The 25,179-nt window shown below is 44.0% G+C and carries 20 protein-coding genes; 14 read left to right on the top strand and 6 right to left on the bottom strand.

Annotated elements, in window-relative coordinates; genetic code table 11:
- Complete coding sequence (locus DFP80_RS08760; protein WP_113916433.1) at positions 1–1,554, top strand: NAD(P)H-hydrate dehydratase; 1,554 nt, start codon at positions 1–3, stop codon at positions 1,552–1,554.
- Between the two features lie 98 nt (positions 1,555–1,652).
- On the opposite strand, the gene fdhA is transcribed toward DFP80_RS08760, so the two are convergent.
- Positions 1,653–2,846 carry a formaldehyde dehydrogenase, glutathione-independent gene (gene fdhA / locus DFP80_RS08755; RefSeq protein WP_113916432.1) on the bottom strand — a complete coding sequence of 398 codons (1,194 nt, stop codon included), beginning with the start codon at positions 2,844–2,846 and terminating at the stop codon, positions 1,653–1,655.
- A 392-nt stretch (positions 2,847–3,238) separates the two neighbouring features.
- Positions 3,239–3,961: a FadR/GntR family transcriptional regulator gene (locus DFP80_RS08750; RefSeq protein ID WP_113916431.1), complete on the bottom strand. Its 723-nt coding sequence runs from the start codon at positions 3,959–3,961 to the stop codon at positions 3,239–3,241.
- Between the two features lie 166 nt (positions 3,962–4,127).
- Here DFP80_RS08750 and dctP point away from each other — a divergent pair, with 166 nt between their 5' ends.
- The 6 genes from dctP (at position 4,128) to aldA (ending at position 10,538) form a co-directional block, all read left to right on the top strand.
- Positions 4,128–5,150, top strand: coding sequence for a TRAP transporter substrate-binding protein DctP (gene dctP, locus DFP80_RS08745; RefSeq protein WP_158601346.1), 1,023 nt, complete (start codon positions 4,128–4,130; stop codon positions 5,148–5,150).
- A gap of 19 nt (positions 5,151–5,169) precedes the next feature.
- Positions 5,170–5,661: a TRAP transporter small permease subunit gene (locus tag DFP80_RS08740; protein WP_113916429.1), complete on the top strand. Its 492-nt coding sequence runs from the start codon at positions 5,170–5,172 to the stop codon at positions 5,659–5,661.
- Positions 5,661–6,974 carry a TRAP transporter large permease gene (locus DFP80_RS08735; protein ID WP_113916428.1) on the top strand — a complete coding sequence of 438 codons (1,314 nt, stop codon included), beginning with the start codon at positions 5,661–5,663 and terminating at the stop codon, positions 6,972–6,974. Before DFP80_RS08740 ends, DFP80_RS08735 begins: the two co-directional genes overlap by 1 nt.
- A gap of 27 nt (positions 6,975–7,001) precedes the next feature.
- Positions 7,002–8,177 carry an L-rhamnonate dehydratase gene (gene rhmD, locus DFP80_RS08730; RefSeq protein ID WP_241560213.1) on the top strand — a complete coding sequence of 392 codons (1,176 nt, stop codon included), beginning with the start codon at positions 7,002–7,004 and terminating at the stop codon, positions 8,175–8,177.
- A 102-nt stretch (positions 8,178–8,279) separates the two neighbouring features.
- Positions 8,280–9,077 carry an HpcH/HpaI aldolase family protein gene (locus DFP80_RS08725; protein WP_113916426.1) on the top strand — a complete coding sequence of 266 codons (798 nt, stop codon included), beginning with the start codon at positions 8,280–8,282 and terminating at the stop codon, positions 9,075–9,077.
- A 21-nt stretch (positions 9,078–9,098) separates the two neighbouring features.
- On the top strand, positions 9,099–10,538 hold the full coding sequence (gene aldA / locus DFP80_RS08720; protein ID WP_113916425.1) for an aldehyde dehydrogenase: 1,440 nt from the start codon (positions 9,099–9,101) through the stop codon (positions 10,536–10,538).
- 88 nt (positions 10,539–10,626) lie between these two features.
- On the opposite strand, the gene DFP80_RS08715 is transcribed toward aldA, so the two are convergent.
- Together DFP80_RS08715 and DFP80_RS08710 are read right to left on the bottom strand one after the other, a co-directional pair.
- The gene (locus DFP80_RS08715; protein ID WP_113916424.1) at positions 10,627–11,508 is read right to left on the bottom strand and encodes a LysR family transcriptional regulator; all 882 of its coding nucleotides are present in this window, start codon (positions 11,506–11,508) and stop codon (positions 10,627–10,629) included.
- Between the two features lie 204 nt (positions 11,509–11,712).
- Complete coding sequence (locus DFP80_RS08710; RefSeq protein ID WP_206610569.1) at positions 11,713–12,924, bottom strand: MFS transporter; 1,212 nt, start codon at positions 12,922–12,924, stop codon at positions 11,713–11,715.
- 289 nt (positions 12,925–13,213) lie between these two features.
- Here DFP80_RS08710 and DFP80_RS08705 point away from each other — a divergent pair, with 289 nt between their 5' ends.
- The 5 genes from DFP80_RS08705 (at position 13,214) to DFP80_RS08685 (ending at position 18,866) form a co-directional block, all read left to right on the top strand.
- Positions 13,214–13,918 (top strand): CoA transferase subunit A, encoded by a 705-nt coding sequence (locus DFP80_RS08705; protein WP_113916422.1) that lies wholly within the window; start codon positions 13,214–13,216, stop codon positions 13,916–13,918.
- A gap of 27 nt (positions 13,919–13,945) precedes the next feature.
- Complete coding sequence (locus DFP80_RS08700) at positions 13,946–14,605, top strand: CoA transferase subunit B (protein ID WP_113916421.1); 660 nt, start codon at positions 13,946–13,948, stop codon at positions 14,603–14,605.
- A gap of 57 nt (positions 14,606–14,662) precedes the next feature.
- The gene (locus DFP80_RS08695; RefSeq protein ID WP_113916420.1) at positions 14,663–15,838 is read left to right on the top strand and encodes an acetyl-CoA C-acetyltransferase; all 1,176 of its coding nucleotides are present in this window, start codon (positions 14,663–14,665) and stop codon (positions 15,836–15,838) included.
- A 160-nt stretch (positions 15,839–15,998) separates the two neighbouring features.
- A complete protein-coding gene (locus tag DFP80_RS08690; protein WP_113916419.1) occupies positions 15,999–17,372 on the top strand; it encodes a short-chain fatty acid transporter in 1,374 nt (457 codons plus the stop codon).
- Between the two features lie 516 nt (positions 17,373–17,888).
- Positions 17,889–18,866: a lipid A deacylase LpxR family protein gene (locus tag DFP80_RS08685; protein ID WP_113916418.1), complete on the top strand. Its 978-nt coding sequence runs from the start codon at positions 17,889–17,891 to the stop codon at positions 18,864–18,866.
- Between the two features lie 75 nt (positions 18,867–18,941).
- Here DFP80_RS08685 and DFP80_RS08680 read toward each other — a convergent pair whose 3' ends face one another.
- A complete protein-coding gene (locus DFP80_RS08680) occupies positions 18,942–19,562 on the bottom strand; it encodes a DsbA family protein (RefSeq protein WP_113916417.1) in 621 nt (206 codons plus the stop codon).
- Positions 19,556–20,422 (bottom strand): MBL fold metallo-hydrolase, encoded by an 867-nt coding sequence (locus tag DFP80_RS08675; protein WP_113916416.1) that lies wholly within the window; start codon positions 20,420–20,422, stop codon positions 19,556–19,558. Before DFP80_RS08675 ends, DFP80_RS08680 begins: the two co-directional genes overlap by 7 nt.
- Before the next feature lie 123 nt (positions 20,423–20,545).
- Here DFP80_RS08675 and DFP80_RS08670 point away from each other — a divergent pair, with 123 nt between their 5' ends.
- Entirely contained in the window at positions 20,546–21,445 is a 900-nt protein-coding gene (locus DFP80_RS08670; RefSeq protein WP_113916415.1) for a LysR family transcriptional regulator, read from the top strand.
- Positions 21,446–21,548: 103 nt separating this feature from the next.
- A complete protein-coding gene (gene hsdR / locus DFP80_RS08665) occupies positions 21,549–25,112 on the top strand; it encodes a type I restriction-modification system endonuclease (RefSeq protein WP_113916414.1) in 3,564 nt (1,187 codons plus the stop codon).
- Positions 25,113–25,179 lie beyond the last annotated feature (67 nt).

The raw sequence follows: 25,179 nt of genomic DNA, 5'->3' as shown, positions 1-25,179 counted from the left end.
ATGGCTCAGATCGCAAGCACTCAATTACTTCTAACCCCAAACGAAATGGGCATGGCGGATAAAGCCGCCGTTGTCGCGGGTGAGTCCGCTTTTACGCTAATGGCGTCGGCTGGAAAAGCGGTGGCGGATGCCATTATGACGCGATGGTCAAAACACTCTGTTTTAGTGATGGCTGGTCCGGGTAATAACGGCGGTGATGGCTTTGTGATTGCTCAAGCGCTTTTACAGCATGGTTGGCCAGTGACGTTGGCCTTTATGGGGCAAATTGATGTCATGTCGGAGGAAGCACAAGCTCATGCTAAGGCGTGGCAAGGAGAATGGCAGACCTTGTCTCCAACACAGCTAGAAAATGCTGAGTTGGTGGTGGATGCCTTATTTGGTGCGGGTTTGTCGCGGCCAATAGAAGGCGTTGCTCATGACATGCTTGAAGCCGTTGCTCAGTCAGGTTTGCCTGTTTGTGCGGTGGATGTTCCCAGTGGGCTTGATGGGGAAACTGGGCAGGTATTTGGAGTAACGGTCAACGCCGAATTGACGGTGACTTTTTTCCGTAAGAAGCCAGGCCATTTATTGTTTCCAGGTCGTGGTTTATGCGGTGAGTTGATGGTTGCTGATATTGGTATTCCTGTCACTGTTCTGGACGAGTTGAATCTGCAAACTTGGGAAAACAACCCTGAACTTTGGTATCAAAAATACCCTTGGCCGCGATTAGATGGACACAAGTTCCATCGTGGGCATGCAGTAGTATACGGCGGCGAAACTATGACGGGGGCGAGTCGTTTAACGGCCCGTGGTGCAATGCGTATTGGCGCTGGTTTAGTCACGCTAGCAGCCCCTATTAAAGCGTGGGCTGTGTACGCCACAGCATTAACTGGCGTAATGGTGGCTAAGTTAGAACAGAGTCAAGAGACGGAAGATTTTGAAGAGTTGTTATTAGACTCCCGTCATAACGCGATTGCAGTGGGGCCGGGAGCCGGCTTGGCTGGTTTTGAACGTATTCGGACACGCAAAATAGCTCTTACCGCGCTTTTGACTGGTCGAGCGACTGTACTGGATGCAGATGCACTCAGCGCGTTTTCAGAAGATCCTCAAATACTTTTTGATGCCATTAATGGTCCTTGCGTGATGACGCCTCATGAGGGGGAATTTATGCGACTGTTTCCTGATATTAATAACAGCCCTGAAATAAATAACACCCCTGAGATAAAGAAAAACCATCCTGACAACAAATTAACGCGTGCTCGGCTCGCCGCTAAACAAAGCGGTGCTGTTGTGGTTTTGAAAGGCGCAGATACCGTGATTGCAGCTCCAGATGGTCTAGCTATTATTAATTCAAATGCTCCTGCGGAGTTGGCAACCGGTGGATCTGGGGATGTGTTGACAGGATTTATTGTCGGTCTGCTCGCTCAAGGTATGGAGCCATTTGATGCGGCTGCTGCGGCGGTGTGGATGCATGGCGAAGTGGGAAATGATATTGGTGCAGGTTTGATTGCCGAAGATTTACCTGATCATCTCCCCAAGGTGCTATCTACTTTTAAGACGCAATATTTCTCATAAAAAAAGTAAAATAGATGAAAGGCCTTGTCTTGTTAACGAGATTCTAAGCGTTAGCAACACAGGGCCTTTTTCATTGAGTTATTCTGCTTCTGGGCTTATCAACTCACCATTTTGTGTGGATCGATAACGAATTTCTTCGCCGCGCCGCCATCGAAATCAGCATAACCTTGTGGCGCTTGATCCAGTGAAATCATTTGTACATTCACCGCTTTTGCAATGTCGATCTTATCAAACAAGATAGCTTGCATTAGTGCACGATGATATTTCATTACGGGGCATTGGCCAGTATGAAGTGAATGAGATTTTGCCCAACCTAGACCAAAGCGCATGCTTAGGCTGCCTTGTTTTGCCGCTTCGTCAGTAGCACCTGGATCTTCTGTGACATATAAACCTGGAATACCAATTTGTCCACCCGCTCGGGTCATCTGCATTGCGGAATTCAATACGACAGCAGGGGATTCTTGATGATGATTGCAGCCGCATGCATGGGCTTCAAAACCTACGCAATCCACAAAGGCATCCACTTCTCGGTCACCAAGAATGGCTTCGATTTTATCTTGAATGTCACCATCTTGGGTAAGATCGATTGTTTCACAACCAAAAGAGCGTGCTTGGTTAAGACGGTCTTCCACCATGTCGCCGACAATGACACAAGCTGCACCAAGTAAATGAGCCGATGCTGCAGCGGCCAAACCAACAGGGCCCGCACCGGCGATGTAAACGGTGGAACCCGGCCCAACACCAGCAGTGACGCAGCCATGGAATCCCGTTGGGAAAATATCAGACAGCAGTGTGAGGCTTTGGATTTTCTCACGGGCTTGGTCGGCGTCGGGGAATTTCAATAAGTTGAAATCGGCGTAAGGCACCATGACATAGTCAGCTTGTCCGCCCACCCAACCTCCCATGTCTACATAACCATACGCCGCGCCAGGGCGAGCTGGGTTGACGTTTAAACAAATGCCAGTTTTGCCTTCTTTACAATTACGGCAACGTCCGCAAGCAATATTGAAAGGTACAGAGACTAAGTCACCCACCTTAATGAATTCTACATCTCGGCCGCATTCGATGACTTCGCCAGTGATTTCATGGCCGAGTACCAAGCCGCTTGGGGCGGTTGTTCGGCCTCGAACCATGTGTTGATCGCTGCCGCAAATATTTGTGGTAACGACTTTGAGAATAACGCCGTGGTCGCATCGACGTTTGCCTATGGCTAACTCAGGAAAGGCAATGGCTTCGACTTTGACTGTACCGTCACCTTGATAAATAACGCCGCGGTTTGCATGACTACTCATATCGACATCCTTTTTTCTGTTGTTTTTATTTTTGCTTTTGAGCTCGACTGGTTATTTTGTCACCAGTAGCAAAAAGGATGAGTCTTTATACGACAGAAACAGGGGCTGAAAGCGACTTCTGTTAATAAATCATTTAAGTGCCAGAAAGTGTTATTTTTTAAAAAGTACCATAGGTGGAACTTTCCAAAGGATGAATAGGGCGATCAGGCAGATACCTGAAGAGGCAAACAGTCCTAAACTCAACAAAAAATGTATCAATTTAAGTGTGTAAGTATTTGATTTATAGGCTGGTTAACCTCTTTAAGCTGTCACTTGAAGAGGTTTTTTGGGTCTCGGGTAATAAATACTTTACAGGGTAAACTTCTTTGAATCACTATTTTAAACTGTTCATCTTACGTATGTGATATGGCTAGTAGAGTCGAGTTTTCAATATTATTCAAATGCTCTCTCATGGCTTCTGATGCAAGAGTAGAATCTTTTTTCTTGAGTGCATTAACTATAGCGATGTGGTCGGCAATACTCTGAGGTAGAACTCCTTTCATTTCTGTTGCCTTGCGGCGAGCATCCATGGCGATGTTATACATACCGTCGGCCAACCGTGCTAAAACAACGTTTCCTGAAATATTTGCCAATAACTCATGAAATTTTTGATCGGATATTCGAAACGCTACAGGGTCTTTTACTGCTTCTTTTTGAACGCTTATTAATTGGTCGAATTCAATAAGCTGTTGATCTGTTACACAAGCTGCTGCTTTGGCAACCATCTCACATTCTAGAATTCGTCTGCACTCAAAAATATCTTTAATACTTTGATCTTCTATTGAGACAAAAAACTCTAATGGTCTCAATAAGTCTGCCGCTTTCAATTCTGAGATATAGGTTCCTCCGCCTTTTCTAGTCGCTGTTATTCCTAGTATTGATAAGGCGCGTAGTGCTTCTCTGAGGGTAGGTCTACTGACAGAAAAAACTGTCATTAGCTCTTTTTCGGAAGGTAGTTTGTCACCAGGTTTCAAATTACCAGATTGAACTAGAGAAAGAATTTTATTCACTACTTTTTCCGCAATAGACTCTCTGTCTATAGGGTCTAGATTGAGAGACTCTAAAAATTTGGTCATTGTTCAAATTATCCATTTTGTTGGATGCCGTTTTAAATGGGCATTTTAAAATCTAATGTTGACAATAATAGTTCAACTAGGCTAAATAGTAAACATAGTTAACCTGTCAGACAGGTTACCTATGTACCTAACAATAAAAATGTATATAAAAGTGTGGAGAATAAGAATGTTTAAAAAACATACATTTGTATCTAAAGTCGCCGTTATAGGTATGGCATTAGGTGCTTTATCCTCAAATGCCCTTGCTGAAGAGGTTTGGAAAATTCAAAGCCATCTACCTACTGGACATATTGTTTATCAAGCTGAAGATGCATGGGTGAATAATGTGAACGAAATGTTAGGTGGACGTTTACGACTTGAGTTACTTCCCGGCGGTTCTGTTGTTGCAGCCAGTGAAACTATTGATGCGATGGGATATGGCATTATTGATGGCGATATTACTTCACCTGCTTACTTTGCCGGTCTTGATAAAGGTTTTGCCATGCTGGCTGATTTAGTTGGTGGGTATACTAATTGGACACAAGCTTTTGCTTGGTGTGAGTTCGGTGGAGGTAAAGAGCTTTTCCAAGAAGTATATGATAACTACGACATTCATTTTGTTGGTTGTTCAAATGCAGGAATTGAGTCTTTAATTGCTAAAAAGCCGATCCGTAGCGTAGCTGATTTTAAAGGTGTTAAAGTTCGTGCTCCTTCTGGGCTTGCTTCGGAAATATTCTCTGATATGGGGGCCGCGCCATTAAATATGGGAATGGCTGATATCTATTCTGCGCTTGAAAAAGGCGTTATAGATGCAGCTGATGCTAGTAGCTATGTAATGAATAGTGCTGCTGGTTATCACGAAGTGGCTAAGTATCCTATCGTTGACTTCCATTCCTTACCTGTTCTTTCTATGTCTGTGAGCAAGAAAAAATGGGATGCCCAACCTAAAGATATTCAGCAAATCATCACTACAGCCTACCGAGATTTAACCGTTCAAATTAACTTATCCGACATGGTTTCTCGTGGCGAGATAATGGAAAAAGATAAAACTGAAGGGGTTGAACCTATTTATTGGTCTGCAGAAGAGCAGAACAAGATGCGTGAAATTGCTAAGGGTGTTTGGCTAGAAGCTTCTAAAGAGTCGGATTTAGCTCATAAAGCATACGAGTCGCACGTTAATTTCATGAAGCGCCTAGGGTTACTCGAATAACAAGGCTCTTGGGGGGATTATGAATATTATTCGTGGTATTTCAGATTGGTTAGGAAAAGTAGTGTCTTGGTTTTTCTTAATCAGTGTTGCCATTACTGGGTATGAGGTCGGCATGCGTTACCTCTTAAATAGCCCTACTACTTGGGTTTTTGATCTTAGTTTGGCTCTGTCTGCAGCAGCTATCATTTTATCCGGTAGTTATGTGATGAAAGAACGAGATCATATTGCGATTACGGCAATACAAGAGATGTTGCCTGAAAAGTGGCGGCATCGTTTAGTTCAGCTAAATAGTCTCTTTTGTTTTGTCGTGTGCTTATGTATTGCATGGGCTGGATGGCGTTTCGGTATGGATGCCATCATACGTGGTGAATCGACTGGAGGAAGTTGGGATGTTCCCATTCCCGCCATTATCAAGCCTATGATTACAGTGAGTGCTGTATTCATGTCTCTCCAGGCGCTGGTCAACTTTATTGAAGATACTTTTAGCCATGGAATAGGGAGTAAATACTAATGTCTGTGCAGTACGTTACTCTCAGTATTTTAGGGGCAATGATTGTACTGATGATGCTTGGGTTACCCCTAGCATTTGTCACAATGGCCATTGCAATTGTGACGACGCTTGCGGTGATTGGCCCAGATGGCATTACGCTAATAGCTGCTCGTATGTACACTTTTGTGATGGAACCATCGTTGCTAGCCGTTCCGATGTTTGTGTTGATGGCGGCTTTCATGGAGCGATCGGGTGTTGCAAAGGATTTATTCAACGCTATGTATGTTTGGTCTGGGCGTCTACGAGGGGGGGTTGCTATTCAAACCATGTTTGTAGCGGTTCTTCTAGCAGCCATTACGGGGATCGTGGGCGGTGAAACCGTTATGCTTGGTTTAGTTGCCTTGCCGCAATTGTTACGTTTGAAATATAACAAGCAGCTTGCTGTTGGTACGATTGCTGCGGGTGGTGCTTTGGGAACAATGATACCTCCAAGTATCGTATTAATTATGTATGGCGTAACTGCAGGAGTGTCAACGGGAGAGTTATTCAAAGCGACGTTATTACCTGGTTTATTGCTTTCTACTTTGTACATGATTTATATCTATGTGCTGTGTAAGTTAAACCCTGATCATGGTCCAGCGTTACCTGAAAGCGAAGTGTTGAGCCTTTCTGAAAAGCTTAAAACGTTAAAAAATCTGATTGGCCCGGGCTTAATTGCTTTGTGGGTACTTGGAAGTATTTATGGAGGTATCTGCTCGGTAACTGAAGCGGCTGCAATGGGTTGTATTGCTACTTTTGCCGTATTAGTTAAGCGCAGAATGCTGACGTCGGACTCGTTAAAATCTGCGTTGCTAGAAACACTGCAAACCTGTGGAAAGCTTTTCTGGTTAAGCCTTGGAGCAACAGCACTTATTGGTATTTTCAATATCATGGGGGGATCACGTTACCTTTCGGGCCTAATGCAGGGCCTACCTTATTCTCCAATGGTGATTGTTATCATTATGATGGTGATATTAGCCATTTTGGGGATGTTCATGGACTGGATTGGTATTTTGATTCTGACCATGCCTATCTTTATTCCAATCATTAAATCTTTGGGGTTAGATCCAGTGTGGTTTGGTGTGTTGTTCTGTATGAATATGCAGATTTCATTTATATCTCCACCATTTGGCCCTGCTTGTTTCTATTTAAAGAGTGTCGCGCCTAAAGATGTGTCACTTATGGATATTTTCCGTGGAGTAATCCCTTTCATTATTTTACAGGTGATTGCACTGGCTATTGTCATGATGTTTCCAGACATTGCTTTGTGGCTACCTAGTACGCTTAAACAATAATAAAACCCATTAACTAAGGTGATGAAAATGCAAATAAAAGAAGTTCGCGCTTTTGTGGTGAGAGGCGGTGGCGCTGATTACCATGACCAAACAGAAGCTCATTGGATAGATGATCATATCTGTACGCCAATGAGCAAATATGAGGAATATAAACAAAGTCGTAAAAGTTTTGGTATCAATGTATTAGGTACTTTAGTGGTCGAAATTGAAGCTACAGATGGCACGGTCGGTTTTGCTGTCACGACAGGGGGGGAAATCGGTGCTTTTATTGTCGAAAAACACTTAGCTCGTTTCGTTGAAGGGGCTGATGTTACTGACATCGAAAAGATCTGGGATCAGATGTTTAACTCAACTTTGTACTATGGTCGTAAAGGAGTGGTGTTAAATGCTATTTCTGGTGTTGATTTAGCCTTATGGGATTTGTTAGGCAAAGTTCGAAATGAGCCTGTTCATAAGATGATTGGTGGTGCTGTTCGTGATGAGCTGAAATTTTATGCAACAGGAGCTCGTCCCGATTTGGCCAAAGAAATGGGTTTTATTGGCGGTAAGCTACCATTGCAATGGGGACCAGCTGATGGAGACGAAGGGCTTAAAAAAAATATAGAAACGCTTGCTCATATGCGTTCAAAAGTCGGCGATGATTTTTGGTTAATGTTCGATTGCTGGATGAGTTTAGATTTGAACTATTCGATCAAGTTAGCAAAAGCGGCTAGTGAATATGGTTTGAAATGGATTGAAGAGGCGCTACCACCAGACGATTACTGGGGCTATGCCGAGCTTCGTGAAAATATCCCTGATGGAATGATGGTGTCAACAGGTGAACATGAGGCAACGCGTTGGGGTTTCCGCATGCTGTTTGACAAAAATTGTTGTGACTTAATCCAACCAGATGTGGGTTGGTGCGGTGGTTTGACCGAACTTTTAAAGATATCGGCATTAGCAGATGCACATAATAAACTTGTGGTTCCTCATGGGTCGTCTGTTTATAGCTATCACTTTGTATTTACTCGTCAAAATAGTCCATTTGCTGAGTTTTTGATGATGGCTCCTAACGCAGATAAAGTTGTACCTATGTTCAATCCTCTATTGTTGGACGAGCCTGTTCCATTGAACGGAAAGATGAACATATCAGCTCTGGATAAACCTGGATTTGGTGTTCGATTGAATCCTGAATGTGAGTTGAGCCGACCTTACATTCACTAAACACTTCCTATTAATAACTTCTAAATGTGCCCTAATTGTAATGGGTAGGGGAATATTTTGCCTTAATCTGGCATCGGAGCACATTTTGAGTAGGAGAAGGTAATGAAACTTCCAAAAAATACGTTTAAATCGCGTTTAAATATTGAAAAGCAATACGGCTGCTGGGCTGGGCTAACAACGGGTTATGCCGCTGAAATTTTGGCTACTGTAGGCTATGACTGGCTTTTGGTAGATAGTGAACATGCTCCTAATACTACACAGTCTTTATTGGGGCAGTTACAAGCTATAGCGCCTTATCATTCACATCCAATCGTGCGTCCTGAAAGTTCGGATAAAGACAATATCAAGCGTCTCTTAGACATAGGGGTCCAAACCTTAATGATTCCAATGGTGGAGACCGCAGAGCAAGCAAAAGAGCTAGTTTCAGCGATGCATTACCCACCAAAAGGGATTCGTGGTGTCGGTGGTGGTCTTGCTCGAGCAACACGCTGGGATGCTATTGATAATTATCTAAACATAGCTGGTGATGAGTTGTGTTTGATTGTGCAGATTGAGTCATCGTTAGGTGTTAAGAATGCAGAAGAAATTGCCAATGTTGATGGTGTTGATGCTGTCTTTATTGGGCCTGCGGATCTTTCAATTGGTCTTGGTCATCCAGGAAACCCTTACCATGGCGATGTGCAATCCAGCATTTCATCGGTGATCGATGCAACACTTTCAGCAGGAAAAGCTTGCGGTATTTTGGCTCCTGTGGAAGCCGATGCCCGTAAATATATGCAAATGGGTTGTAGTTTTGTGGCCGTTGGAATAGACATTTCCTTGATGCGTAGCGCAGCAAAAGAAAACCTTAATAAATACCTTGGTGCTCGTTCTAAATCAAATAACTCAGGTACCTACTAAATAAGAAACATAGGAGACAATATGAAAAACAATAATATTCCTACTTATCAGAATTTTATCAATGGCGAGTTTTGTTCCAGCGACGATAGTCTTGATGTTTTTAATCCTGCTACGGAAGCGTTAATTTCTCACGTTCCTGCTTCTTCTGAGAATGACGTTCAGCAAGCTATTAATGCAGCTCGTGTGGCACAAAAACCTTGGGCACGTAAGACGCCGAATGAACGAGCAGGTTATTTGCGTGAAATTGCTGCAAAAATTCGTGAGCACGCTCCAAGGTTGGCAAAAGTAATTAGCGAAGAACAAGGTAAAATACTCCCCCTTGCAGAAGTCGAAGTGAATTTTACCGCCGACTATATGGACTACATGGCCGAATGGGCTCGTCGTATTGAAGGTGAAGTGATCACCAGTGACCGTCAAAACGAAAATATTTTCTTACTCCGTAAACCTGTTGGTGTCGTAGCAGGTATTTTGCCATGGAATTTTCCATTCTTTTTAATTGCACGAAAAATGGCCCCAGCCTTGGTAACAGGCAATACTATTGTTATAAAACCGAGTGAGGAAACGCCGAATAATTGTTTCGAATTCACAAAGTTACTAGCAGAAACGTCTTTACCTAAAGGTGTTTTTAATGTGGTTTGCGGATCTGGACTAGTAGGGGCTCAACTAAGTGCTTCACCTGACGTAGATATGATCAGTTTTACTGGAAGTGTGGGTACTGGTGAAAAAATCATGGCGGCGGCAGCCAAAAATATAACGAAAGTAAATTTGGAGTTGGGCGGTAAGGCGCCAGCGATTGTTCTTGATGATGCGGATTTAGATCTTGCTGTTAGGGCAATTTGCGATTCTCGAGTTATTAACTCTGGACAAGTTTGTAACTGTACAGAAAGAGTTTATGTACAGCGTGGTGCAGCAGCAGAGTTTACCAAGCGTATTACCCAAGCAATGGAGCAAGTTGCTTTTGGTGACCCACTAAAAGACAGCGATATTGTGATGGGGCCTATGGTTAATAAGATTGGACTTGATAAAGTCGCAGCGAGTGTTGAGTTAGCGCTGCAGCAAGGTGCGAAGTTAGAATGTGGTGGTAGAGTTGCAGATACTGGAAAAGGTTATTTCTTCCAACCAACTGTATTGAGTCAATGTGATATGTCTATGGACATTATGCGTAAAGAAATATTTGGACCAGTACTGCCGATTCAAATAGTTGACTCTCTAGATGAAGCAATCACACATGCTAATGATTGTGAATACGGTTTAACATCAGCAATTTATACACGTGATTTGTCTAAAGCGATGCAAGCAATGCGTGAGTTAGATTTTGGTGAAACTTACATAAACCGAGAAAACTTTGAAGCAATGCAAGGTTTTCATGCTGGCGTGAGAAAATCTGGAATTGGTGGTGCTGATGGTAAGCATGGCTTGTATGAGTACACGAATACTCATGTTGTCTATCTTCAATCTTAGTTTCAGTTTCAGATAAAGTGTTGTTTAAAGCGCCTGATGTACCTCAAGCGCTATTTTATCTATTCATGAAGCAATTTAATAAATAGGTTCAAGCATAAGTCTCAATTAACACATCCAGCATGGCGGCAGCAGCTATGGAGAGATTGGATCTGGGTTGGCAGATGACGCCTACGCGACGGCGAATTTCAGGCTCTATCACTGGGCGGCAGATCGCGCCTTGTTCTATGGATTGTTGTCGGCACAGCGCGGGGACAACGGCGACGCCCATTCCTTCGCTGACCATGCGACCCACTGTTACAAGTTGGTGAGCATCAAACGCCACGTTGAGTTCGATGCCAGTCTTATTGAGTGCGCTTTCAATCATAGTGCGAACACTGGAAGGGCGTTGCAAGGTGATGAAATCGTATTCCAATAAGGCGCTCCAAGAGATTGTTTCTTGTGCTTCCAGTGGGTGATTTTTTGGCAAGATCGCGATGAATCTATCTTCATAAAGAGGGTGGAAAGATAAATCTACAAGGTTACTTGGCTCGAAGGATATGCCCAACTCAACTTGGTTATTACGCACCATTTCGACAACGACATCAGACAACACGTCGTCGATGGCGACCTGAATATTTGGGTATGAAGCGTGATAATTGCGAATGGCTTTTGGTAGTAACGAAGCTGCAAAAGAGGGCATGGAAGCAATGGTGATTTTACCAAGCTGTAATGCAAAACGTTGCTTCATCTCGTCTTCGGCATTTTCCCATTGGGCCAACAATCGCCTGGCTATTGGCATTAATGCTTCACCTTCTGGTGTTAAAGCGATATGACGAGTTGTCCGAGTAAGTAATTTACCGCCCAAGTTTTCTTCTAGGCTTTTGATCGATAAACTCAATGCTGGCTGAGACAAATGCAGCTGAGTGGCGGCGCTGGCAAAACTCATAGTTTGAGAGACCGCCAAAAAGGCACGAACCTGCTTAATATTCATTTATCTTGCCCGTTTGTTAAATTTTTTAAGTTTTATTTATTTGTAAAACTTATTAGTAAGGAGGAAAGTTAAAGAATTTGTCACTTTGAGTCAAATTTGCTTGGTTATCTTGAACAAGTGAGGAAAAATCAGGTTGTTTATTGTGTAGAAAAGCCTCCGCCTGATGAGGCTTTTTAGATAGAAATTCTAAGATGTAAGTATAGTCTAAGATGAGTAAGAAATTGGCTTTACTTTATCCTTATTTTCTTTTTGGAGCATGGTAATCAGTGTCAAAATGATTAGTGCTATGGCAGCCATTAAATAAGGAATCTGAGGTTTTATCTCGTAGGCTAAAGTGCAAATCAAAGGAGTAATAACCATGCTAAGCCCTTGAACGGCAGCGACTGACCCTGCGGCAATCCCTTGTTCTTTATCACTTACTCTATTTGCGGCTAATGCTTGTACTGAAGGAAAAACGAATGCCATTCCAAATGCGATTATGGCATAACAAGTTATAAGACCAAATACCCCGGATGACACAGTTAATAATATAAAGCCCAGACTACCAATAAAGGCTCCTACTGCAATGCACCATCTAGGATTGAGCTCTTTCATTTTAGACAATCCAGCTTGAACCAAAATCAGCACCACGCCAACGGTTGCCATGGCTATTCCAGCTACGCGAGCGGCATCATGAGCGTCTAAATGTATGATGTCCATAGTATAGAAGCCAACGATCATTTGCGCAGTAAGCACGCTGCTCATCGCTAAGAATATAGCCCATAAGGGCAGGCGTAAGCGTTTGTCTTTGAGTGCTAACGGAGGCGATGTTGTAGCGACATGCTCTTTATCTGTAGGGACTTTTTTGATTAGCCAGACAATACCGAATAAGGGAAGCATGATAGCTGCATAGAGAGGCAATATTAAACTGTCTTGAACCAATAGACCGCCTATCGCAGGTCCGGCAACCATACCGACGCCATTTGCGACACCCAGTTTTGCCATAGCGGACGGGCGTTTCTTTGGCTCGGTGATGTCTGCGATTCTAGCGGCGCTGACACTGGGTAAGGCCGCATAAAAGGCTCCAACAGATCCTCGTAAAATAAGTAGGGCAGCTAAAGAAACCCAAAGCGGAGGTGGCTCGGCAAGCATTACGTCTAAGATAATAGCCATTAAGAAAAAACTAACTGTATAGCCTGAGGCGGCTCTCAGCAGTACTTTTTTACGTCCTAGGCGATCGCTTAAACGCCCCCAATATCGGGCCATAAACATCCATAATACCCCCGCGACGGTGACGACTAATCCGCCGTGCCATTCTGACATTTGTAACTTACGTACTACAGGACCAACTACTGGAATAAACGCCATCATAGCCGTTAAACATAGCATGTTTAATATCATTAATGCGGTGGTTTCATTTTGTATTTTACGGTTCATATTATTCCTCCTTAAACAAATGAATTTGATAATCATTATTAATTAAGGTGGGTGAAAATGCTACTGATAAATGCTTTCAAAATGAGAGATGCACTATGGGAGAGCGGTAGTTAAGTCATTTTAGAATATTGACTATGTAGCTAAGCAGAATCCTAGTTATACACATTTTTAGTTAAATTTATTATTAATTTGAAAAAATTATTAATAAATAGAAAAAACAAATTTAATTAATTTATTGTGTTGGGTCAAACTGGATGGAATTTAAAAATAATAAAGACAGGAGAATAATATGGCTGGTTTTGACAAAGTCGTTGCTTCTTACGAAGAAGCCATGGTCGGGCTAGAAGATGATATGACGGTGCTTGCGGGCGGTTTTGGTCTGTGTGGCATCCCAGAAAACCTGATCGCTGAAATCAAACGCAAAGGCACGAAAGGTTTAACCATTGTGTCGAATAACTGCGGAGTCGATGGTTTTGGCTTAGGCATTCTGCTCGAAGACAAACAAGTGCGTAAAATGGTGTCGTCTTATGTGGGCGAAAATGCGTTGTTTGAGAAGCAACTATTGGATGGTGAGTTAGAAGTCGAATTGACGCCCCAAGGAACGTTGGCCGAAAAAATGCGCGCAGGCGGTGCGGGTATTCCTGCTTTTTACACCGCAACCGGCGTTGGTACACCCGTCGCAGAAGGCAAAGAAACCAAAGAGTTTAATGGCCGTGAATATCTATTAGAAGAAGCGATCGTTGGTGACTTCGCTATCGTTAAAGGTTGGAAAGCCGACCGTTATGGCAACGTCGTTTATCGCCATACCGCACAGAATTTTAATCCTCTGGCCGCAACTGCTGGCAAAATCACTGTCGTAGAAGTGGAAGAAATCGTCGAGATTGGCGAATTAGACCCTGCGCACATCCATACGCCTGGTATCTATGTGGATCGAGTTGTTCTCGGCACATTTGAGAAACGCATCGAAAAAAGAACCGTGAAGACAGCAGAATAAAACAACAGAATAAAAAAGAGGTTTCTTATGTCACTTACTAGAGAGCAAATGGCGCAACGTGTTGCCCAAGAACTACAAGACGGTTTTTACGTGAATCTTGGTATCGGTATTCCTACTTTGGTTGCTAATTACGTTCCCAAAAATATGGATGTGATGCTGCAGTCAGAAAATGGTTTGCTTGGTATGGGCGAGTTTCCTACCGAAGAAACCATTGATGCGGACATGATAAACGCGGGTAAACAAACCGTGACAACCGTAAAGGGGGCGTCGATTTTCTCCTCGGCTGAATCCTTTGCCATGATCCGCGGTGGTCATGTGGATTTAACTGTTTTGGGTGCCTTTGAAGTCGATGTAAACGGCAATATCGCGTCGTGGATGATTCCTAACAAACTTATCAAGGGGATGGGTGGTGCGATGGATTTGGTGGCTGGGGCTGAGAATATTATTGTCACCATGACTCATGCTTCAAAAAATGGCGAGTCAAAACTGTTGACGGCATGTTCGCTTCCATTAACAGGTAAAGGTTGTATCAAAAAAGTTCTCACAGATTTGGCTTGGCTTGAAATTGAAGATGGCGCTTTTGTGTTGAAAGAAAGAGCACCAGGCGTCTCCGTTGAAGAGATTATCGAAAAAACACAAGGCAAACTCATTGTACCGGATCATGTACCGGAAATGGTTTTTGCTTGAGTGATGAATAATCATTAACCGCGATGAACAACAAATAATAATTATAGGAGTTGTCTTATGAAGGCCGTTATCGTTGCTGCAGCAAGAACACCAATCGGTGCTTTTAATGGGGCTTTATCTTCATTGAGTGGCGTACAACTAGGTACCCAATTATTGTCTGGCATGTTAGCCAAACACCCTATCTTAAAAGAGAACATTGACGAAGTTATTTTAGGTCAAGTACTGACCGCAGGGTGTGGTCAAAACCCTGCTCGGCAAACTGCGGTTCATTCTGGTCTACCAAAACATGTATCGGCGATGACGATCAATAAAGTGTGTGGCTCCGGTTTGAAAGCCGTACAACTTGCAGCACAAGCCGTATTAAATGGCGATGCCAACATGGTTGTCGCTGGCGGGCAAGAAAGCATGAGCCAGGCTGCGCACGTATTACCAAACAGTCGTTCTGGTAAAAAAATGGGCAACTGGGAATTGTTAGATTCCATGGTAACCGACGGTTTGTGGGATGCGTTTAACGATTATCACATGGGGCAAACAGCGGAAAACATTGCCAAACATTGGGACATCAGTCGCCAAGAGCAAGACGCCTTTGCTGCAAACTCTCAACAAAAAGCCACACAGGCGCAAACGACAGGTCGTTTTGTTGAAGAGATCTTGCCGGTTTCCATTCCACAGCGTAAAGGCGAGCCAGTCATTGTGGATGCAGATGAACAAATTCGCCCTTCAACCAGTGTTGAATCGTTAGCGAAATTACGCCCTGCATTTGCTAAAGAAGGCACAGTCACCGCGGGTAATGCGTCTACTTTAAACGATGGCGCAGCCATGGTCATTGTAACTTCAGATGTTGAAGCTAAGCGTTTAGGTTTACCAGTATTAGCGGTAATTGAAGCGGCAAGTGCCGCGGGTGTAGACCCTGAAATTATGGGGACGGGCCCGATTGCAGCAACACAAAAAGTATTGAGTAAAGCGAACTGGCAAGTGGCCGATCTGGATTTGATTGAAGCCAACGAAGCGTTCGCGGTTCAAGCGCTTTGTGTCAATAAAGAACTCGGTTTAGACAGTGAAAAAGTCAACGTGAATGGTGGTGCCGTGGCGCTCGGTCACCCTATTGGAGCATCTGGCTGCCGAATTTTGGTGACCTTGCTTCATGAAATGCAGCGCCAAAACCTTAAAAAGGGGCTTGCTACCTTATGCATCGGCGGCGGAATGGGTGTCGCTATGTTGGTATCTCGTTAAAAGGTTTTGTACTAGATAGACCAAATAAATAAACGTAATAAAGTGGCATAGCAGAAAGGGGGCTCCTAGTGATTCCCCTTTCTGCTTTCGCTTTTATCGTCTAATAAAAAATATAAAAAATATAAAAAATATAAAAAATATAAAAAAACAGGATAAATTGATGAACACTATCGAACAAAAAAAGACAGTCTTACAAAGCGTAAGCCAATTTTTCGTAACGCTTTTACAGCGATACTTACCCGATCCCTTCATTTTCGCCATCGTATTAACATTTGTTGTGTTCTTGTTTGTTATGCCAAGTACAGGGCAAGGGCCAATGCAAGTGGTAAACGCATGGGCGGGTGGTTTTTGGAATTTGCTCAGTTTCTCTATGCAAATGGCGATGGTGGTTGTGACGGGACATGCTATGGCCAGTGCGCCCGCGTTTAAACGCAAGTTGGCTATGCTGGCTGGTGTAGCGACAACGCCAGGACAAGCGATTATTCTCGTGACGGTTATTAGTGCTATGGCGTGTTGGGTAAACTGGGGCTTTGGTTTGGTTGTAGGTGCTATCTTTGCTCGTGAGATCGCCGCGCGAGTAAAAGGTGTGGATTACCGTTTGCTAATCGCTTCAGCGTACAGTGGCTTCTTATTTTGGCATGGCGGCTTATCTGGTTCTATTCCCTTGTCTATTGCTGGTGGAAAAAATATTGAGGCTGTTACTAATGGCGCGGTAACGGCGGCAATACCGACGTCAGAAACCATCTTTTCACCGATGAACTTGACGATTTTAGCGGTTATGTTTGTCACTATTCCGCTATTAAATCGTTTGATGCACCCAGCTCCACAAGACACCATTACGATTGATGCTGAACTGTTGGAAGAGCAAGTCGTCGACGTTGTTGAAAAAGAGAACATGACGCCAGCTGAGCGTCTTGAAAATAGCCGTATCTTGTCTTTGGCATTGGGCGTAATGGGCTTTGCTTATATTATTTATTACTTCGTGACCAAAGGCTTCGCGCTTAACTTGAACATCGTCAATTTTACCTTCTTATTCGCGGCTATCTTATTGCATGGTACGCCAAAAAGTTTGCTGAATTCGATTTCTCAAGGGGCACGTAACTGTTCTGGTATTTTGCTGCAATTTCCATTTTATGCCGGCATCATGGGCATGATGACCGCGACTGGTGATTCAGGCGCTTCGTTAGCCGGTGTTATTTCACAGGCATTTGTGTCTATTTCTAATGAAACCACTTTCCCTCTGTTCACCTTTTTGAGTGCGGGTATTGTTAACTTCTTCGTACCTTCTGGTGGTGGTCAATGGGCTGTGCAAGCACCTATTATGATGCCTGCTGGTGCTGCTCTTGGGGTAGATGCCGCGAAAACGGCTATGGCGATTGCTTGGGGCGATGCCTGGACTAACATGATCCAACCATTCTGGGCATTACCAGCATTGGCGATTGCTGGGCTTGGTGCAAAAGACGTCATGGGTTATTGCTTGATGGCCTTGATCGGTTCTGGTGTGATTATTTGTTTGGGATTTTTAATTTTCTAAGAGCGTATTTAGCTTAATTACAGGTTTTGTTTTGATTGAAAAACCACTGTTTGGATGATCCAAACAGTGGTTTTTTTCGTGCTAAACCGTCCATCTCAAGTGATAAAAGAGTAGATGAATTGGAAGTCATTGAATGTCGACTGATTTCTTTTTGGTTATAGATGTTATATAGGACGGTATTTGATAAGGGAGCGTTATAATAACAATGCTTCACATTTTAGTGATGGGGAAATGGCTAATAAACCCATTGATGTAAGAGGATTTAAACGTAGATAAGTCACTTTTAGTGCACAAAGCGTCATGTTTTTGAGTTTTATGTTAAAACCATCTTTATATCTCCATATTATTATAACTCTTGAGTGACTTAGTTTATGGGTATTCGATTTATAATGATTGGTAACTTAGGTTAAGCGGTCAACATCTGTTGATAATAAGAAAGCGTAAAAAATAAGTCTGGGTGATACAAACAATGTCATCGTTGACAGTGAAATTGGTTTAATAAAAACGAGGGTTCTAATGCGACAATTGATGTTGTGCTTATCTGTTTTTTTCGTAATTCCCGCGTATGCTGAGAGCAATTGGGTATCGGCTACATTGGATAATGATTTCTTTGTTAATGAAGACAATGGCTATACCAATGGTATTTATGTCTCACTTTACGATGTCTACAACAACGTGGCGGCATTACCAAAGCCAGATGCTTGGGTGATGCCATTGTCATGGAGTTTGCCTAGTAAAAATACAGGTCAAGTTGTAAACGTCTATAGCTTTGGTCAATCATTAACAACGCCTTCAGATCTTACTGTGGCTAACCCATCAGAAGATTCTTTGCCGTATTCTGGATTAATTAGTTTTACTAATACCTACATTGCGATAGGTCCAGGCTATGCGGATAAAGTGAGTACCACTTTGGGTATTGTGGGGCCAATTGCCTTAGGTAAACAAACGCAAAAAACGATACATAAAATCATCTCAGCTCAAGATCCGAAGGGGTGGGATACGCAATTGGAAAATGAATTAGTGTTTCATTTTTCACGAGGAAGAACTTGGCGTTCTTGGGTATCAGACAGCAATAATATGGATATTTTAACAGGGCTGGAAGCCGGTGTAGGAACGCTTAAAAGTGATGTCGGTGCTGGCTTTATGTTGCGTTACGGTCGTAACCTGAATGAATCTTTCTCTACAGTTCTACTCAGTGATATGCGGGCATCGAATCCATTAGCCGTAAATCGAGGTTGGTTTGTTTATGCTGGATTGAAGTTTGACTACACTTTTAATCAAATATTTACCGATGGCAATACTTTCCGAGACAGTCGATCTGTAGACTATGATCACAACAGCAATATGTTCACATCAGGCCTAACCTACGCTTGGGATGACGCTTCCTTGTCATTTGCCATTAATGCGCCATTTAGTTTAAACGGTCGTGAAAATGCTCGTGAGATGGATAAATTGACACGCTATGGAACGTTAACCTTTGCGTGGCAGTTATAGTATTACTTAGTTTCATAATAAAACCTCCTGTATTAACTGCCTTAATGCAGGAGGTTTTTATAACGGATTGCCGTATTATGTCAAAGACACCAAATACGCTTCCCATTCAGCTGGCTTACCGTAGTAAGAACTGTGAGGTAAGCGAACGAACTGACCGTCTTTTTCGATGATCAAGGTCGGGAAACCGCTTACCTGCAACCGTCCCATCAACTTTTGGCTTTCTTGGATCTCTTCCATCATGGTAGATGTCGCTTCTGCCATTTTTACTTTCCAAGTGGCTTCATCAAGGCCTAAAGAAACCGCTAAAGCCTGTAACGCTTCGGCTTTATCCAGCTCTTTACCATCTTGGTAATGCGCTTCTTGAATCGTTTTCAGCATCAAATGTGGTTCAATGCCCATCTCGATGCCAACCAAAAAGGCTTGGGTTGGTAAGTATGAGTCAAGAACAAACTCGCCACTGTTTGCTACTCTGGCTTTATAAGCCTCGCCAAAGTGGGTGTTTGTCATGGCGGCAATTTGACTGTCAGCCTGCAAAATATGTTGCCTGAAAGACGGATCAATCGCACGTTTCGGAATCATGCCACCTGGGTGGTAATGAATTTCGAACTCAGTCATCTCTGCTAGTATTCCAATTAACGATGTTGCTCCGTAACACCAACCACACATTGGGTCGAAAAAATAATGCACTTTTACCATTTCATTTCACCTTTATGGACTTTCGCTGCGATGTTTAGGTTTAAATCACCTTGTGCTTTTGGGTATTCCGTTGTCATCGTTTTAATTAATTCAGCACTGTTTTTGCTGTCTTTCTTCGCGGTTTGGAAGGCATTGATGTAATCAAGCGAGAAGCGAATGTTGTCTGCAGTTAACGCAGTACCTTGTGCCATATGACCCGGTACAACCGTAGTTGGTCTAAGGTCGAGCATTTCTTGTAACTGTACTTTCCAAGCCGCTTGAGACGCATCCGATTGCGCATCGGCCATCCACAAGTGCATGTTACCGAATACGGCAACGTTGCCCAAAATGGCTTTGTTGGATGGAATCCAAAGGTAAGGGCGGTGGGCTAACACACCTTCCGTACCACGAATCTCAATGGTTTGACCATCAATCGTCAAAGTAGATTGAGTGTAAGCGGAAGGGACGATAGGTGCGACCGGTGCGTTTGCGCCCATTTGAGAGCCCCAAAAAGCCAATTTCCCCGCCATTTTTTCTTCAATAACTTTTTTTACAGCAGGCGTAGTAATGATGTCTGCTTTTGGAAAAATGTTGTGCAGTGTTTCCGCACCAAAATAATAGTCTGGATCTGCTTGGCTAATAAAAATGGTTTTTAGTTCTTTTTTAGAATCCAATACTTTAGCGGCAATGCGCAATGCATCCGCCTTCGTAAATCCAGCATCAATGACCATGGCTTCTGTTTCGCCATATACGACGGTAGAGGTTACGCCAAAGCTACTAGGCGCGGCATTATAAACATCCAGCGTTAACGTTTTAGTGTCTGCTGCCAATGCAGAATGCGCGATAAGAGCGGAAGCCGCTAAGGTAACCAGTTGTTTCATTATATTCTCCAAGAGTGAATGTTGCGTTGATGTGGCGATAATAGAGAATTGACATGATCAGAAAAACACACAAAAATGAACAAGATTGTTTCTTAAATCGTTCTAATTTTAAAAGGAATGAAAATGGATCGTGTTACGGCCGCTAAGGTATTTATCGATGTGGCTCAGTCACGTAGCTTTACGGTAACGGCTGAGCGTCTCAATATGTCTCGTCCTATGGTGACGCGTTATATGGAAGCCATGGAAGATTGGCTGAAAACCAGATTATTGCATCGAACGACTCGTAAAATATCGCTTACTACGGCGGGGGAGGCGTGTTTAAAGGACGTTGAGTTGTGGCTTGAGCAGGCTGAAAAAATTACCGCTCTGGCGAACTCAGGTAAAGAGCTGTCTGGTTTGGTTAGGATAACGACCAGTATGTCGTTTGGCTTTTCACAATTGATGCCGGCGATTCAAGACTTTATGCAGCTGTATCCAAAAGTACGTGTCGACATCGACCTAGAAGACAGCACGGCTGATTTGACGGAAAAAAGTATTGACCTTGCCATACGTATTGCCTCGAATCCGGATCCGTCGTTAATCGGCAAACCCATTGCCGTGTGCGAATCCGTTCTGGTTGCTTCACCTGAATACCTAGACCAAGCTCAACAAGCATTAGGTCGCATTCAGCAACCGCAGGATTTATCTCCGCATGATTGCTTGGGCTATAAAAACTTTGAGCAACATATTTGGCATTTGTCCAAACACGATCAATTTGAATCGATTACGGTAGATTGTCGTTTAACCATCAACGAAGCCACCGCGATACTTCACGGTACGCTTAATGGGGTGGGGATTAGTATGTTGCCGACTTACTTGGCCAATCGTTACATCAACGATAGGCATTTATGTCATGTCTTACCCGAGTGGAAACCCAAAGACCTGATTATCTATGCGCTTTATTCGTCACGAAAACATCTATCACCCAATGTGCGAGCCTTGATCGATCATCTGGAGCAATACTTTGCCGAGCATCCTTGGTGAAAATCTATCCAATAACAATGAAAGGATTTCGCAATTTGAATTGTCAGGGTAAACTGACAATTCAAGATGACGACATTAAGCGAAAAAGGGACTTTAGAACGCAATGACAACCACAAAATCCAATTTTGCATTTCTAAAAGGTCACAACGACTTTCTTTTCTCTATTGCTCAAGCCGCTGAGAATAATTACCCAGGTGATCCAAATACGACATTAGTAAAGTTGCGCATTTTCGGCGAATACGTGGCGAACCATCTTGGCACCTTGCTTAATATCGAGCCACAAGAAACCCAGTTTAAGCTGCTCGATGAAATTAATAAGAAAGCCAATGTCGATCAAACCATTCTCGATGTTTTTCACAAGCTGCGTACCATTGGAAACGACGCCGTTCACAAATACCATAACGACTTAAACGACGCGGAAATGTGCCTGCGTTTAGCCTTTCGCTTGGCGGTTTGGTATTACCGACTGATCAGCCAAGACAAAGATTTCCCTTCGCCACTTTTTCAATTGCCCAATAAGCAAGATCAGCAAGCCACTCAACAGGCTTTTCAACAAGAAATGGCCTTATTAAAGCAAGCACTTGCTCAAGCTGAAAAAGCGGCTCTACAAAATGAGCATAAAAGCCAAGCCGAAATCGAAGCGCAACAAACCGAATTAGCCGAGCTAAAAGGCCGTTTGTCGGTATTTGAAAGTAGCAAGCAAGAAACCCAAGCCCAAAGCGAAGCGCGTATTGCCGCTTTAGAAGCCCAACTCAAAGCCAAAGAAGACGAATTAGCCACACTCAGCGAGCCAGAGCGAAACACTTTCCACAAGGTGACAGCAACGCAGGCCAGCCAAAACAAGCTCAATTTGGATGAACAAGAAACCCGCTATTTGATCGACGAACAATTGCGCCTTGCTGGTTGGGATGCGGACACTCAACACCTCAAACACAGCAATGGCACGCGTCCACAAATTGGCCGTAATATGGCGATTGCCGAATGGCCAACAGGCACCGATGAAACGGCGCTTTCTAACACAGGTAAGGGCTTTGCCGATTATGTCTTGTTTGTCGGATTAACACCCGTTGGCGTGGTGGAAGCCAAGCGTTACAACATAGACGTTGCCAGCAAACTAAACGAAGCCTACCGCTACAGCCAAACCTTTGATTTACTGTCGTACCAAAACGAGCTCGCCCAACGTGCCGCCAACGATAGCGAGATGATGGCGCAGGTCAGCGAGCTGAAAATCAACCAATACAACGCCACTGGCTACAATATTCCCTTTTGCTTCTCCGCCAATGGCCGTGGTTACAGCGCGGCGGTAAAAAGCAAAAGCGGTATTTGGTATAGAGACACACGACTCGCCAGCAACCAGCCAGACGCCTTGCCCCAATGGTTTACCCCAGACGAGTTGCTTAGCAAGCTTAATCAAAACATCGGCCAATTAAACAACTGGTTTACCACGCACCCCGATATGAGCGAACTGGGCTTACGTTATTATCAAGAAGACGCGGTACGTGCGGTTGAGCGTGCTGTTCTAAGTGGCCAGCGCAGCGCCTTACTGGCCATGGCAACGGGCACAGGCAAAACCCGCACCGCCATCGCCATCATGTTTCGAATGATTCAGTCTCAGCGTTTTAAGCGAGTGTTGTTCTTGGTGGATCGTCGTTCCTTGGGCAGTCAAGCCATTGCTTCCTTCGACGATACTCGCATTCAAGGGCAAACCTTTAACAGCATTTTTAACATCAAAGGGCTGACCGACCGTTTCCCCGAAGGCAGCACCAAAATTCATGTCGCTACCGTGCAATCCTTGGTGAAGCGCGTTTTGCAAAACGACGAATTTATCCCCGTTGGTTTATACGACGCCATCATCATAGACGAAGCCCATCGTGGCTATATTCTGGATAAAGAACAAACCGAAGGGGAATTGGAATTTCGTGACCAGCGTGACTACATTTCCGCTTATCGCCGCGTGATCGACCAATTCGACGCTTTCAAATTGGCGCTGACTGCCACGCCTGCCTTGCATACCACCGAGATTTTTGGCCGTCCGATTTTCAATTATTCTTACCGCACCGCCGTGATAGATGGTTACTTAAACGACTACCAACCGCCGATCAAAATCAACACCGAACTCAATACCAAAGGCATTGCTTTTGCCAAAGGCGAGCAGGTGCAACGTCTTGCTGTCACTGGTGATTTACAACTGGATACCTTGGAAGACGAACAGAACTTCGAGGTGGATCATTTTAACAAGCAGATCATCGCGACCAACTTTACCAAGGCCGTATGCCAAGAATTAACCAACTGGCTCGACCCAAGCAGCCAGCAGAAAACCTTAATTTTCTGCGTCAATAACGCACACGCCGACATGGTGGTCGATACTTTAAGAAACGCCTTTCGACAATCGGACAACCTGACATACGCGAATCTAGAACACGACGCCATTATCAAGATCACCGGCAACGCCGACAAAGACGCCAACAAGGTACAAAGCCTGATTACCCGCTTTGAGAAAGAGCGCCTACCGAACATCGTTGTCACCGTGGATCTATTAACCACGGGCATCGACATTCCTAGCATTTGTAATCTGGTGTTTTTACGCAAGGTGCGCAGTCGCATCTTGTACGAGCAAATGAAAGGCCGCGCCACGCGCTTGTGTCCCGAAGTTGGCAAAACCAATTTCCGTATTTTTGATGCCGTAGACCTGTTTGCTACGCTGGAATCCGTCGACACCATGCAAGCTGTCGTCGTGCGTCCTAACGTCAGCTTGTCGACCTTGGTAGCCGAAATTCGTGACGACAAAACCTACACAGTGATCGAAAGCAATGACAAATCCTTTGCCGACAACAGCCATGAACAGCTGGTGTCTAAACTACAGCGAGTGATCACCCAAGCGAATTACCAAAAAGACCGCAGCCGCGAGGTCGAACAGCAAGTGCAACAATTGGATGAACGTCTAACCAACGTGGTTGGCTGTGATTTTGCTCAGTTTGCCAATACCTTAAAAAGCCAAGGCACGAAGCAATCCGCTGAGTATTTTGCCAAGCTACCCACCGTGATCGAGCAAATCGAAGGCTTAAAACGCACGATAAACAGTTTGCGAGATCGCCCGATTTTTACCGATATCGAAGACAAAGTAATTGGCGTGGAAACCCTGTATGGCGATTACAACCAGCCAGATGACTTCCTTGATGCCTTTGATCGACTGGTCAAAGACAACGTCAACCAACTCGCGGCGCTTGATGCGGTGGTCAATCGGCCGCGAGACCTTACTCGTAAAGGGCTGGTGGAATTACAAGAATGGTTTGATGCCAAGCACTTTGACGAATCCGCGTTGCAAACCGCATGGAAGCAAAAAACCAACCAAGACATCGCCGCTAAGCTGGTCGGTCACATTCGCCGCGCCAGCATGAGAAACCCGCAGTTGTTACCTTTTGATGTGCGTGTCGACCACGCCCTTGAACGCATAAAAAGCGAAAACGACTGGAACCCAGTGCAAATCAAATGGCTGGATCGTCTCGCCAGCTCCATAAAAGACAAGGTCGTATTGGACGACGATGTCTATAAAATCGGCAATTACAAACGCGATGGCGGCAAACGCAAACTGCAAGACGCCTTCGACAACGAGCTGGACGAGATTCTGCAGAAATTTAACGAGTATATCTGGGACGAACTGGCTTAGCTCGGTATCATACGCGCCAACTGTCACTCAATACGCCTTAGCCAACCACCTGTTAGGGCGCTTTTAC

Origin of the sequence: Marinomonas rhizomae, from assembly GCF_003315485.1 — a bacterium.
Classification (GTDB): Bacteria; Pseudomonadota; Gammaproteobacteria; order Pseudomonadales; family Marinomonadaceae; genus Marinomonas; species Marinomonas rhizomae.
This window is presented reverse-complemented; position numbering and strand designations above follow the sequence as displayed.